At 62.3% G+C, this 12801-nt stretch carries 12 protein-coding genes; 9 read left to right on the forward strand and 3 right to left on the reverse strand.

Annotated elements, in window-relative coordinates; all coding sequences use genetic code 11:
- Nucleotides 1–44 precede the first annotated feature (44 nt).
- Both pncB and gcvA read right to left on the reverse strand, forming a co-directional pair.
- Complete coding sequence (gene pncB / locus NKI73_RS28150) at nt 45–1349, reverse strand: nicotinate phosphoribosyltransferase (protein ID WP_352634571.1); 1305 nt, start codon at nt 1347–1349, stop codon at nt 45–47.
- A gap of 160 nt (nt 1350–1509) precedes the next feature.
- Nucleotides 1510–2484: a transcriptional regulator GcvA gene (gcvA, locus tag NKI73_RS28155; protein ID WP_352634573.1), complete on the reverse strand. Its 975-nt coding sequence runs from the start codon at nt 2482–2484 to the stop codon at nt 1510–1512.
- Nucleotides 2485–2750: 266 nt separating this feature from the next.
- On the opposite strand from gcvA, the gene speB reads away from it, so the two are divergent.
- The 5 genes from speB (at nt 2751) to NKI73_RS28180 (ending at nt 6722) form a co-directional block, all read left to right on the forward strand.
- The gene (gene speB / locus NKI73_RS28160; protein WP_352634575.1) at nt 2751–3812 is read left to right on the forward strand and encodes an agmatinase; all 1062 of its coding nucleotides are present in this window, start codon (nt 2751–2753) and stop codon (nt 3810–3812) included.
- 80 nt (nt 3813–3892) lie between these two features.
- A complete protein-coding gene (locus tag NKI73_RS28165; protein WP_352634577.1) occupies nt 3893–4699 on the forward strand; it encodes a transporter substrate-binding domain-containing protein in 807 nt (268 codons plus the stop codon).
- 6 nt (nt 4700–4705) lie between these two features.
- On the forward strand, nt 4706–5362 hold the full coding sequence (locus NKI73_RS28170; RefSeq protein WP_352634578.1) for an amino acid ABC transporter permease: 657 nt from the start codon (nt 4706–4708) through the stop codon (nt 5360–5362).
- Nucleotides 5359–6006 (forward strand): amino acid ABC transporter permease, encoded by a 648-nt coding sequence (locus NKI73_RS28175; RefSeq protein WP_352634580.1) that lies wholly within the window; start codon nt 5359–5361, stop codon nt 6004–6006. Before NKI73_RS28170 ends, NKI73_RS28175 begins: the two co-directional genes overlap by 4 nt.
- 281 nt (nt 6007–6287) lie before the next feature.
- Nucleotides 6288–6722, forward strand: a complete 435-nt coding sequence (locus NKI73_RS28180; RefSeq protein WP_352634582.1) for an FKBP-type peptidyl-prolyl cis-trans isomerase — start codon at nt 6288–6290, stop codon at nt 6720–6722.
- Between the two features lie 128 nt (nt 6723–6850).
- Here NKI73_RS28180 and NKI73_RS28185 read toward each other — a convergent pair whose 3' ends face one another.
- Nucleotides 6851–8254 carry an MATE family efflux transporter gene (locus tag NKI73_RS28185; RefSeq protein WP_352634584.1) on the reverse strand — a complete coding sequence of 468 codons (1404 nt, stop codon included), beginning with the start codon at nt 8252–8254 and terminating at the stop codon, nt 6851–6853.
- Between the two features lie 267 nt (nt 8255–8521).
- On the opposite strand from NKI73_RS28185, the gene NKI73_RS28190 reads away from it, so the two are divergent.
- The 4 genes from NKI73_RS28190 (at nt 8522) to NKI73_RS28205 (ending at nt 12794) form a co-directional block, all read left to right on the forward strand.
- Complete coding sequence (locus NKI73_RS28190) at nt 8522–9439, forward strand: AraC family transcriptional regulator (protein WP_352634586.1); 918 nt, start codon at nt 8522–8524, stop codon at nt 9437–9439.
- Nucleotides 9440–9681: 242 nt separating this feature from the next.
- Complete coding sequence (locus NKI73_RS28195) at nt 9682–10953, forward strand: ABC transporter substrate-binding protein (protein WP_352634587.1); 1272 nt, start codon at nt 9682–9684, stop codon at nt 10951–10953.
- Nucleotides 10954–11103: 150 nt separating this feature from the next.
- The gene (locus NKI73_RS28200; protein WP_352634589.1) at nt 11104–11970 is read left to right on the forward strand and encodes a carbohydrate ABC transporter permease; all 867 of its coding nucleotides are present in this window, start codon (nt 11104–11106) and stop codon (nt 11968–11970) included.
- 11 nt (nt 11971–11981) lie between these two features.
- Entirely contained in the window at nt 11982–12794 is an 813-nt protein-coding gene (locus NKI73_RS28205; protein WP_352634591.1) for a carbohydrate ABC transporter permease, read from the forward strand.
- Nucleotides 12795–12801 lie beyond the last annotated feature (7 nt).

The raw sequence follows: 12801 nt of genomic DNA on the forward strand, positions 1-12801 counted from the left end.
GGGGGCGCTAAGGAACTCACGCTATCGAAGAGCCCCACCACCCCTCACACCTTGACCAGTTGCTCCACGCGGTCCTTCTCGCCAAAAATCCTGATATACCGCTCGATCTCGTTCTCGTCGCCCGTCGCCTTGGCCGGGTTGTCCGACAGCTTCACCGCCGCCCTGCCATTGGCCTCGGTGACCTTGCAGACCAGCGATATGGCATCGAGGCTGTTGGTTTCCGTCGGCGCGCAGCCCTCGAAATCATTGGTCAAATTGGTGCCCCAGCCGAAGGACATGCGCACCTTGCCCTTGAAGTGGCGGTAGGTCTCTTCGATCGTTTCGACCTCGAGCCCGTCGGAGAAGATCAGCAGCTTCTGCCGCGGATCCTTGCCCTTGTCGCGCCACCACGACAGAATTTTTTCGCCGCCCTCGATCGGCGGCGCGCTGTCGGGGCGGAAGCCGGTCCAGTCGGCCACCCAGTCCGGCGCATCGCGCAGGAAGGAGGCGGTGCCGAAGGCATCGGGCAGCACGATCAGCAGATTGCCGCCATAGTAACGCTGCCAGTCCTGCAGCACCTTGTAGGGCGACTGTTTCAGCTCTTTCTCCGAATTGGCGAGGGCGGCGAACACCATCGGCAGCTCATGTGCGTTGGTGCCGAGCGCTTCGAGGTCGTTGTCCATCGCCAGAAGCACGTTGGAGGTTCCGGTGAACGCCTCGCCAATGCCTTCCTTCAGCGCTTCGACGCACCAGCGCTGCCACAGGAAGGAATGCCGCCGGCGCGTGCCGAAGTCTGAGATGCGGATGCCGGGCAATGCCTTCAGCCGCTCGGTCTTGGCCCACATCTTGGCCTTGGCGCGGGCATAGAGCACATCGAGGGCGAAGGGGCCGAACGCCCGCATGGCGGCGCGAGATCGGAGCTCATTGATAATAGCCAGCGCCGGGATCTCCCACAGCGTGGTGTACATCCACGGTCCGCTGAAGGTCAGTTCGTACTGCCCGTCGCGCTTGGACAGCTCATATTCGGGCAACCGGAAGCCTTCCAGCCAGGCGAGGAATTCCGGTTCGAAGATCTGCTTGCGGCCGTAGAAATTGTTACCGCCGAGCCAGATCATCTCCTTCTTGGAGAAGCGCAGCGTGCGGGCATGGTCGAGCTGTTCGCGCAGTTCGCCTTCATCGATCTCGTCAGCCAGCCGCACAGAGGTGGTGCGGTTGATCAGCGAGAAAGTTGTGTCGACTTTGGGATACATGCCCCAGATCATCTGCAGCATCAAAAGCTTGTAGAAATCCGTGTCGAGCAGGCTGCGCACGATCGGATCGAGCTTCCAGGTGTGGTTATAGACCCGCCGCGCAATATCGGTCTTAGCCATGTTTCAACACCGCCTTTGCTGTCTGCAATCCACAACCGCGACAGGCCTCATAGCATCGAATTGGCCAAAACGCTGCCCGGTTTCCGGCTGGCCCGACAAAAAGAAAACCTTGCATGGACTGAGAGACCACCGACGGCTCGCCGCGCGCCGCAAGCCGGCGTCAGGTCCCGGTTTTGGCGCCGATGACCCTGAGCGCGGGACGCTTGCGGCGGCTGACGATGCGCCCCGCCACCGGTGCATCGGCGCGGCCGTCATCTCCGGCCTTCTCGGCAAACAGCCAGTCGATGAACACCTGCACGATCGGCGTCGCTCTCATCTCGTTGCGGCAGACAACATAGAAATCGTCGACCGCCGGCACCGACAGGCTGAACGGCGCGACCAGCATGCCCCTGGCCAGCAGCGCACTTGCCGTCACCGAATCGCCCAACGCCACGCCGTGGCCATGCACCGCCGCCTCGGTCGCCATGCGCGCATCGCCGAGATGGTGGCGGCGGCCCCGCTCCAGGTCCAGCGCATCCGCGGCCGCCAGCCAAGTGTGCCATTCGCGGCCGTCGTCGCCATGCAGGAAGACATGGTCGGCGAGATCCCTGACGCTGCGGATCGGGCGGTTGTTGATCAATGTCGGGCTGACCACGGGGAACAGTTCGAGGCCCGACCATTTTCGCATCCAGCAATCGGTCCAGCTGCCGTCGCCATAATGCACGCAGACATCGATGTTCGGCGCCCGCAAATCCCTGGGGTCGTTCGAGGGAATAAGCGTCAGCCTTATGTCGGGATATTGCGCCATGAAACTGCCGAGCCGCGGTGTCATCCACAGCAACAGCAGCGCGGGCACGCAGGAGACTGAAAGTGTGCCGCTGCTCGCCGGCCTTGTCATGCGCTGGGTGGCGGCGGCGATGCTGTCGAAGGCGGTCGAGACCGCCGGCAAAAGTTCGGCGCCATGCGGTGTCAGTTTGACCCGCTGGCCGACCCGCTCGAACAGCTTGACGCCGAGCGACTGCTCGAGCGCCTTGATCTGGTGGCTGATGGCGCCATGCGTGACATTCAGCTCACTGGCCGCCTTGGTCAGCGAGCCATGCCGGGCCGTTGCTTCGAAGGCGCGCAGCGGATTGAGGGGCGGCAGGCGTTTGGGCATGAGCATCCATTGAAGCACGATCCCGAAAAGTGGAGGCCGGTTTTCGGATGAGATCGTGCTCAGAGTTCATTGTGAGATTTTCTCACAGAAAACACCTTAACAATATCAATTGATTTTTCAATGCGGCTGCCGGACACTTGAGTCCGGAACAGCTTCAAGACGTGAAATCTGCAGGCAGCCAGCGGGACAGCGACCCGGCCGGATGACGGTCGGCTTCGCCAGGCATCACCAACGGTCGCACTGCATCAGCCGGCAGGAGAGCGGATATGGGTTACGATCGCGGCAAACTCGACGCGTTGCGTCGCAAATATGGTGAAAGCCATGGCGGCGAGATGTTCGACCCGAAGTTCCGCAAGGTCGCCGACAAGATCTTTTCCAAGAGCGGTACACGGCTGGCGCCCTATTCCGGCATCCCGACCTTCCTCGCCGCGCCCTACCGCGAAATATCAGCCGACAATCCGGATTTCGGCGATTTGCAGGTGGCGATGATCGGCGTGCCGATGGATCTCGGCGTCACCAACCGGCCAGGCTCCCGCTTCGGGCCAAGGGCGCTGCGCGCCATCGAGCGCATCGGCCCCTACAACCATGTGCTGGAATGCGCGCCGACGCATGAACTTCGGGTCGCCGACATCGGCGATACGCCGTTCCGCAGCCGCTACCGGCTGGAGATCAGCCATGAGGATATCGAGCGCCGCACCAATCAGATCGTCGATGCCGGCGTCATCCCGCTTTCGATCGGCGGCGACCATTCGATCAGCCATCCGATCCTGAAGGCCGTCGGCAAGAAAGCCCCGGTCGGGCTGATCCACATCGACGCTCATTGCGACACCAGTGGCCTGTTCGACATGACCAAATTCCACCATGGCGGGCCGTTCCGCAACGCGGTGCTGGACGGCGTGCTCGATCCGACGCGCACCATCCAGATCGGCATCCGCGGCTCGGCCGAATATCTGTGGGAGTTCACCTACGAGTCCGGCATGACCGTGGTCCATGCGGAGGAAGTGACCGGTCTCGTCATTCCCGCCATCATCGAGAAGGCGCGCAAGATCGTCGGCGACGGTCCGACCTATGTCTCCTTCGACATCGACAGCGTCGATCCAGCCTTCGCGCCCGGCACCGGCACGCCAGAAGTCGGCGGGCTGACGACGCGCGAAGTGCTCGAACTGCTGCGCGGCCTGAAAGGCCTTAACATCGTCGGCGGCGACGTCGTCGAGGTGGCACCGCAATACGACGCCACCACCAACACCGCCCATGCCGCCGCACAGGTGCTGTTCGAGATCCTGAGCCTGATGGTGTTCAGCCCGGCAATCACAGGCAAGGGCGCCTGACGTTTAGAAAAGCAAAGGCGGCTACCGCGCTGGAGCCGGTGGCCGACCCAAACAAACAAAGCTTCCAGAGGGGAATAAAAATGACGATCCGAAAGACATTTGCATCCATCGCCGCCATGCTGGTGCTCAGCACCGCTGGTCTCTCATTCGCCACCCAGGCCGCCAGCGCCGATGCGCTGGCGGATATCACCAAGGCCGGCGCCATCAATGTCGGCGTCTTCGCCGATTTCCCGCCCTTCTCCTCGGCCAGCGCCGATATGAGCCTCAAGGGCTATGACATGGATGTCGCGCAATACATTGCCGACACGCTCAAGGTGAAGCTCAATCCCGTCGCCGTCACCGGCCAGAACCGCATTCCTTACTTGAACGACCATCGCGTCGACCTCTTGATGAGCGTCGGCTATTCGAAGGAACGCGAGCAGGTCATCGACTTTGCTGTCGCCTACGCGCCCTACTACATCGCCGTGATCGGTCCGGCAGCACTTTCGGTCAAAGGCAAGGAAGACCTTGCCGACAAGTCGATCGCCGTCAACCGCGGCACGCTGGAAGACACCTCGCTCACCGAGGCAGCCCCCGCGTCGGCCGACATCAAGCGTTTCGACAACTACAATTCCGTGATCCAGGCCTTTATCTCCGGCCAGACCCAGCTGATGGTCGTCGGCAACGACGTCGGCGCGCAGGTGCTGGCCAAGCAGGACGCGCTGAAGCCGGAGCAGAAGTTCCAGCTTCTGACCTCGCCTTCGCATATCGGTCTCAACAAGAACGAAGACGGCCTGAAGAAGGCGGTCAACGATGCCGTTGCCAAGATGCTGGCGGACGGCAAGCTCGACGAAAGCTCGAAAGCCTGGCTGAAGACGCCGCTCAATCCCGACAATCTCAAGGATTGAGTTTCCGTGGCCTTCGCCTGGCTCCCGGGTGCTCTGGGCGACATCGCGCGCGGCGCGGCCACGACGATCCTTTTGATCGCCATGACCACGCTTGCCGGAACGTTCCTCAGCATCCTGGGTGCCGCCGGACGGCGAAACGGCCCGGTGCTGCTCAAGCGGGCCATCGCCTGGTATGTCGAAATCATCCGCAACACGCCGTTCCTGGTGCAACTGTTCTTCATCTTCTTCGGCCTGCCCAGCCTCGGCATCAGGCTCGATCCGGTGCTGGCCGCCATCCTGGCGATGACGCTCAACATGGCGGCCTACACGATCGAGATCGTCGGCGCCGGCCTTGACGCCGTGCCTGGCGGGCAGACGGAAGCAGCCCTGGCGCTGGGCTTGAGGCCACGCCAGGTGTTCATCAAGATCGTGCTGCCGCAGGCGCTCAAGGTGATCTTTCCGGCGCTGACCAGCCAGATCGTCATCATGATGCTGGAGTCCGCCGTCGTGTCGCAGATCGCGGTGCGCGAGCTGACCTACGAGGCCGACATGCTGCAGGCGCGCACATTCCGCTCCTTCGAGACCTATCTGGTCGTGACCTTGGTTTATCTCTTGATGTCGATGGCATTGCGCCGGCTGCTGGTGTCAGGCGGACGCCGCATCCTGGGGGCCGGCGTGTCATGATCGAATTCACCTTCTGGGACATCGTGCGCAACCTACTGCTCGCCGCCCGCTGGACGGTGCTCCTGTCGCTGGCCGCCTTCATCGGCGGCGGCATCGTCGGCATGATCGTGTTGTTCTTCAGGATCGCCAAAAACAAATGGAGCCGGCACATAGCCTCCGGCTACATCGCTCTGTTCCAGGGAACGCCGCTCTTGATGCAGCTCTTCCTGATGTTCTTCGGCCTGCCGATGCTCGGCCTGCGCATCGAGCCGTGGACTGCGGCGGTGCTCGGCCTGACCTTCTTCGCCAGCGCCTATCTCGCCGAAATCTGGCGTTCCGGCGTCGCCGCGCTGCCATTGGGCCAATGGGATGCCGGCGCCAGCCTCGGCCTGCACTACCTGCAGGAACTGCGGCTGATCATCCTGCCGCAGGCCTTTTCGATCACCCGCGCGCCGACCGTCGGCTTCCTGGTACAGCTGATCAAGTCGACCGCGCTCACCTCGATCATCGGCTTCGAGGAGCTGGTGCGAACCTCCAACGCCATCAACAACGCCACATTCGAACCGTTCAAGGTCTACGGACTGGTCGCGCTGATTTTCTTCGTCATGTGCTTTCCGCTGACGCAATACGCCCGCAAACTCGAAAAGCGGGCGCCGGCGCGCTGAGCCGCGAACGTGTTGTGTTGACCGGCATCGACGGCGACTACACTGAGTTATTTCGGTGCTGGCTTGGTCGGCTCTGAAGATCGGCGGCGGGCATCATCGCACAGGCAGCATGCGAACGAAGGCGACACATGAGGAAGCCAGTCGGCAGCTCTACGCTTTACATCTGCAGCCGAGTGCCTAGTTTTAGAGTTTCGCACCGTGCACGTTCGTGCGTGGATGATCAAGAACGGGACCGTGAGCTCTGGCCGGCCCCCTCAAAAAAATCCGAAAGGATGACTGTTATGACACAGGCCAAGAATGGCGACACCGTGCGCATCAACTATACTGGACGCCTAGTCGACGGCACTCAATTCGATGCTTCCGGCAGCGAACCGCTGCAATTCACTCTGGGTGAAGGACAACTGATCCCTGGCCTTGAAACCCAGGTCGAGGGCATGGAGGTGGGCGCGAAAAGCACCGTCACCGTTCCTGCAGACGCCGCCTATGGCCCCCACCGCCCTGAAGCGGTCGTGACCATCGACCGCGCCAAGGTGCCAGACAACATCAACGTTGATGTCGGCACTCAATTGCAGGTTAGAACCCGCGACGGGCGCCCCATGCCGGTAACAGTCGTCGGTGTGAACGAGGCCAGCGTCAAGCTCGACGGCAATCATCCGTTGGCCGGAAAGGACCTGGTGTTCGATGTTGAACTGGTCGAGATCGTTCAGGCGGCGTAGTCAACGGGATGAATCACGGCTGAAGCTCCTGGCACCAGACGGACGTCTCGTGCGCCGATCTGAAGGCGCCGTGTAATGAGCCACAAGATTGGAATATGACGGCCGCCGGGCACCGGCGGCCGTTTGGTTCAATGCCCGAACACCAATGGCGGCGCCAGGCGATCCCGGCGCAGCCAGCGCGCCAGCAGCAGCGCCGCCACCACGGCCAGCCCCGACGACAGGCCGATCCAGATGCCGACACCATGCAGGCCGAAATGGAAGGCGAGCAGCACGCCGAGCGGCAGGCCGACACCCCAATAGCCGATCGCGGCGTAGATCATCGGCACCTTGGTATCGTGCAGGCCGCGCAGCATGCCGGCGGCAACCGCTTGCGCGCCGTCAAAGACCTGGAACAGCGCCGCGAGGGCCAGGAACGACACGGCAAGTGCGATCACCCTGGCATTGGCCGGATTGCCCAGATCGATGAAGGCGCTGATCAGCGGATGCGGCCACAGGATCATCACCAGCCCCATCAGGGCCATGAACGAGACGCCGATGACAAAGGCGGTCCAGCCGGCGCGGGAAACGCCCTCCGGATTGCCGGCGCCGTGCGCAAGCCCGACGCGCACCGTCACCGCCTGGTTGAGGCCGAGCGGCACCATGAAGCTGATCGAGGCGATCTGGATGGCGATCGCGTGCGCGGCCAGCGAATCCGCATCGATCAGGCCCATCAGCAGCGCCGCCGCATTGAAGATCGTCACCTCGAAGGCGAGGATGCCGGCAATCGGCAGGCCGAGCCGCAACAGGCCCTTGAAGCGCGGCCAGTCGGCGCGCCAGAAACGGCCGAAGAGACGGTAGCGCCGGAACTTTTTCTCCAACATCACCACGACGGCCATGCCGACGAACATCAGCGTTGAGGACAGCGAGGTGGCAAGGCCCGAGCCGGCAATGCCCATCGACGGGATGCCAAGGTTGCCGAACATGAACACCCAGTTGAAGAAGGCGTTGCAGGCGACGGCGACGAAGACGATGACCAGCGCCCAGCCCGGCCGTTCCAATGCCGAGATGAATGAGCGCAGCACGATGTAGCCGTAAAAGGGCAGCACCGCCCATTCGAGCCAGCGCAGATAGATGCCGGCTTGGTGGGCGAGCACCGGGTCCTGGCCCATGGCCAGCAGGATGGCTTCGCCGTGCCACAGCACGAGCCAGATCGGGATCGAGATCAGGATCGCCAGCCACAAGCCCTGGCGCACGGTGCGGCGCAGGTCGCGCACCGAATAGCGGCGGCGGCCAAGCTCGGTCGCGATCATCGGCGACGTCGCCAGCATCAGGCCGAGCCCGAAGATCAGCGGCATGAAATAGAGGTTGGCGCCAAGCGCGCCGCTGGCCAGCGTATCCGGCCCGAGGCGACCCATCATCATGACGTCGGTGGCCGTCATCGCGGTCTGGCCGAGATTGGTCAGCACCATCGGCCAGGCGAGCGCCAGCGTCGCCCTGATTTCCTGACGCCAAAGATTTTCCGGCGCGCGAGCGCCGGCTTCGATCGCAGACATTTTCCTGCTCTTTCCAGTTGCGGCACGTCGGCAAAGAGCCGGAAGCCGCATTTCAAACGGCAAAACCTTCGGTTTCGCGGCGTTTGCGCCAGCTTTTGGACGAAACGCGACATGAAGGCAAGAGAGGAGGGGTGGGAACAGATTGAGCCAGCCGGAACGCCGGACCGCCACTGGTTGTCGCCGAGGTGCATTTCACACGCCGGCAATCGGCTGCTACCAATTGCATGGAGGGTGTGGCGACAGATTCCGAATTTTCCAGGAGGCAGGATGCAGTTCAGGCGCAGGAAGAACCCGGTTGCGATCCCGCGGACAGCGCCGTCCTTCGAGCACATCGTCACCGAGGCGAGCGAAAGCTTCCTGTGGCGGCTCGACGACTATCCCTGGGAGCGCAACGTCTGGAACTTCCATCCGGAATACGAGATCCACCTGTTGCGAAAATCCTCCGGCGTGGTTCTGGTCGGCGATCATATCGGCGAATTCGGGCCGGGCTACCTGACCATCGTCGGTGGCGGGCTGCCGCACGATTGGGTGACCGCGGTGCAGCCGGGAGAGCTGATCGAAGGCCGCGACATCGTCCTGCAATTCGATGCGCAGCGGCTGCGGGGGTCGGCAGGCCTGTTGCCGGAATTGCGCGAACTGGAATCGTTCCTCGAACGCTCGCTGCGCGGCATGGTCTTTCACGGCCAGACCGCACTGAAAGGCGCCGAGCTGATGGAACGGATGGGTGAGGTTAGCGGGCTAAGCAGGTTCTGCCTCTTCCTGCGCCTCGTCGACCTTCTCGCCAGAACCGACGAATACGAATTGTTGTCATCGCCGGATTTCTCGCCGGTTCTCGATGCCGCCTCGCTGGACATCATCCAGCGCACGCTGACCTATCTGTTCCAGCATTTCGCCGAAGATCTGAAGCTGCCGGAGGTGGCGGAACTGGCCGGAATGACGGAGAGCACGTTTTCGCGGTTCTTCCAGAAGAACACCGGCAACAGCTTCAGCGACCACATTGCCAAGCTCAGGCTCTGGCAGGCCTGCAAGCTCTTGGCGGACACCGATATTGCGATCACCGACATCTGTTTTCAGGTCGGCTACATGAACATCTCGAACTTCAACCGGGCCTTCATGCGCAAGCACAAGATGACGCCATCATCCTATCGCCGGCTGTCGCGGCAGCGGCTGACAATGCGCGCATAAGCATGTCCTAAAACCACCACTTCAGACCTGACCGATACTCATGTGACGGGCGCTTCCACATGGCGCCGGTTTTTGCACCGCACAATGCATAAAAGTACAGGTCTGCTGCAACGGTGCTTCTAGCGCAGTCTTCCGTAACTCCGCATTTTGGCGATGGGTGGCATGTCACTCGGGCGATGGTGAGGATCGCGTAACCCGAGGACTTCCGCTTCCTGCGACGTGTTCCTGGAGGAGAAAAGATCATGAAACCAGTTCGGCTTGCTGCCAGCCTTGGCGCAGCTTTTATGCTTTCCGCTACCGTTTCCACCATCGCTTTGGCGCAGGCGCCGGTCTGCTCGGCGCCAGTCAAGGTGCTGGCGCAGCCACGTGACGGCCTGACGCTTCTGGAGGACTCCAAGGACGAGTTCCAGAAGCTTGCCGGCGCCAGCTTCCAGATCGACTATCTCAACGAGAACGACCGCCGGGCGAAATCGCGCGCCGATGCGTCCACCGTCGGCAATTACAACGTCTACTATGTCGACGAAGCCAACGTCGCCCTATTTGCCTCGTCGAAATGGATCGTGCCGCTCACCGACTACTATCCGGCGGACTACGACTACGCCGATTTCGATCCGGGCCGCCAGAAGGTCGCCACCTATGACGGCAAGGTCTGGTTCGCGCCGCTGACCGGCGGCGGCGACCTGATGGTCTACCGCCAGGATATTCTGGAGGCGGCCGGAATCCAGCCGCCGAAGACGCTGGACGAACTGATCGCCGACGTGCCGAAGCTGACCAATCCGGACAAGGGCATATATGGCATCGCGCTGCGCGGCGCACGCGGTTCGGGCGCCAATGTCTGGCGCTGGATGCCGTTCTTCAAGGCCTATGGCGGCCAGTGGTTCGACGGCGACAAGCCGGCCTTCAACTCGGATGCCGCCGTCAAGGCGACCGAAACCTACCTAAAACTGTTCAAGGATTCGGCGCCCGGCACGCAGACCGGAAGCTGGGATGAATCAACCGGCGCGTTCCTGTCGGGCCAGGTCGCCATCCTCGTCGAATCGACGCCGCTGTCGGGCATGGCGGTCGATCCGAAGACCTCGCAGGTGGTCGGCAAGATCGGCTTCCTGCCGCCGCCGGCGCCGCTCACCGGTGGTGGCTATGGCCATGGCCTCGCCATCGCGGCAAAGGCCAATGCCGACGATGCCTCGAAGAAATGCGCCGGCCTGTTCATCGCCTGGGCAACGTCGAAAGAAAACGAGAAGCGCCGACTCGACGCCCACCAGTTCGGTGAGCTGAACCGCACCAGCATCCTGTCCAGCAAGGAATTTGCCGACATCTACGGCGCCGATCTCGGTCAGGCGCTGGCCGAGACAGGCAAGGTCACGGCGGTCAACTTCTGGCAAGATCCGCGCTGGCCTGATCTCGGCGATCGCTGGGGCATCATCCTCGAGGAACTGGTCACCGGCACCCGTACCGACATCAAGGGCGGCCTCAGCGAGCTCGAAGCCTACGCCAACGATCTGGTGAAGAAATAAGCCATCCTCCCCCTGCGGCGCACGGTCCGCGGCATTCCTGCGAATGTCGGGACCTGTGCGCCGCAGGTCGCCCTTTCTTCACTGAGCCAGACATCGCGCGAAACGGCCCAGCCATATTCAATCGCTCGAGACACAGCCAGGAATAGACAGATGCCGCGACGCTCATCCTTGCCGGTCACTTTTGTGGTGCCGACGCTCGTCATTCTTCTGGTCCTGTCGATGGTGCCGACGCTCTACGCAATCGTCATCGCCCTGCAGAACCGCGAGCTCTCCTCGACAGCCTATTCCTATGTCTGGTTCTCGAACTTCTATGACTTGTTCTTCGACCGCCGCTTTCTCAACGCCGTCTGGGTGTCGGTAAAGTGGGAGATCGTCACCGTTGTCGCAACCATGGCCGTGGCGATCGGACTGGGCGTGCTGATGTTCGAGGTCGCGTCGCCGCGCCTGCGCAACATCTATTGCCTGCTGTTCATCATCCCGGTCCTGCTGCCGCGTGTCTCGGCCGCCTTCGTCTGGAAGTTCGCCTATCACCCGCTCTATGGCATCGCCACCTACCCCTATCGGCTGCTGACTGGCGGGCTGATCTTCGACCCGCTGTCCAAGCCGGCGACGGCGCTGTTTGCCGTCGCATCGGTCGATGTCTGGCAGTGGGGGCTGTTCTTCGCCGTCATCGTGCTGAAGCTCTTGGAAACTCTGCCGCCGCAGCCGATCGAGGCGGCACGGCTCGACCGCGCCAGGCGCTGGCAGATCCACGCCTATGTCACCTTGCCGATGCTGAAGGCGCCACTGATCAGCCTGATGTTCGTCAAGATGATCGAGTCGTTGCGCTCCTTCGACTTGATCTATGTGATGACCCGTGGCGGGCCGGGTGTGGCGACCGAAACGCTCGACATGTACGCGTTCTCGCAAGGCTTCATCGAATCCGGCAAGGTGTCCTATGCCTCGGCGATGGCGGTGCTGATGATGATCGCCACCGTCATTACCTTCACCATGCTGTGGAAGCGGGTGCAGGCATGAGACCATATCGCATGAGACTGGGCCGCCTGATCGGCAAGACCGTGCTGGCATTTGCCGGCTTCATGGCTGTGTTTCCGCTGCTGTGGACGGCGCTCAATTCGCTGAAGAACAATGTCGACATCATCACCCGCGTTCCGCGCGTCGTGTTCACGCCGACGCTGGCCAACATCAGCTACATCATCGGCCGCGACAGCGTCATGACCGGCCTCTACAACTCGGTGATCGCCTGTGGCGTCGCGGTGCTGATCGGCGTCGTGCTTGGCCTGCCTGCCGCTTATGCGGTGGCGCGCTACCCCAACCGCTGGGCTGGCGACATCCAGTTCTTCGTGCTGTCGCTGCGCTTCCTGCCGCCGGTGGCGGTGGCCATCCCGCTGATGGTGATCTGGCTGCAGCTCGGGCTCTACGACACCCTCACCGCGTTGATCGTCACCTATTCGCTGCTCACCATTTCGGTGATCATGTGGCTGGCCATCCCCGCCTTCCAGGCTGTGCCGAAGGAGGTCGAGGAAGCCGCCTTCGTCGATGGCTACGGCGCTTATTCGGTGTTCTGGCGGATCGCTCTGCCGGTCGCGGCGCGCTCGCTGATCGGCGCGATCGCCTTCAGCTTCGTTCTGGTCTGGAACGAGTTCCTGATCGCGCTGATGCTGTCCAGCTCCAACGCCAAGACCTTGCCGATCGTCGCCTCGGAACTGTCCCAGCAAGGCATGAACGTGCCGTGGGGGATCCTCAACGCCTCGGTCGTGCTTCTGTCGCTGCCGCCGTTGCTGTTTCTCGGCGTGCTCAGCGGCTTCCTGAATTCCGTTTTCCGGCAAAAAAAGACTTGAAGTGAGG

Origin of the sequence: Mesorhizobium sp. M0496 (assembly GCF_040321205.1) — a bacterium.
In the GTDB taxonomy this organism is placed as follows: Bacteria; Pseudomonadota; Alphaproteobacteria; order Rhizobiales; family Rhizobiaceae; genus Mesorhizobium.

Coding starts and splice junctions, on each gene's coding strand:
- NKI73_RS28205 (WP_352634591.1), top strand. CDS start 11,982: ATGAGACTGGGCCGCCTGATCGGCAAGACCGTGCTGGCATTTGCCGGC.
- NKI73_RS28180 (WP_352634582.1), top strand. CDS start 6,288: ATGACACAGGCCAAGAATGGCGACACCGTGCGCATCAACTATACTGGA.
- pncB (WP_352634571.1), bottom strand. CDS start 1,349: ATGGCTAAGACCGATATTGCGCGGCGGGTCTATAACCACACCTGGAAG.
- speB (WP_352634575.1), top strand. CDS start 2,751: ATGGGTTACGATCGCGGCAAACTCGACGCGTTGCGTCGCAAATATGGT.
- NKI73_RS28200 (WP_352634589.1), top strand. CDS start 11,104: ATGCCGCGACGCTCATCCTTGCCGGTCACTTTTGTGGTGCCGACGCTC.
- NKI73_RS28195 (WP_352634587.1), top strand. CDS start 9,682: ATGAAACCAGTTCGGCTTGCTGCCAGCCTTGGCGCAGCTTTTATGCTT.
- NKI73_RS28190 (WP_352634586.1), top strand. CDS start 8,522: ATGCAGTTCAGGCGCAGGAAGAACCCGGTTGCGATCCCGCGGACAGCG.
- gcvA (WP_352634573.1), bottom strand. CDS start 2,484: ATGCCCAAACGCCTGCCGCCCCTCAATCCGCTGCGCGCCTTCGAAGCA.
- NKI73_RS28175 (WP_352634580.1), top strand. CDS start 5,359: ATGATCGAATTCACCTTCTGGGACATCGTGCGCAACCTACTGCTCGCC.
- NKI73_RS28185 (WP_352634584.1), bottom strand. CDS start 8,254: ATGTCTGCGATCGAAGCCGGCGCTCGCGCGCCGGAAAATCTTTGGCGT.
- NKI73_RS28165 (WP_352634577.1), top strand. CDS start 3,893: ATGACGATCCGAAAGACATTTGCATCCATCGCCGCCATGCTGGTGCTC.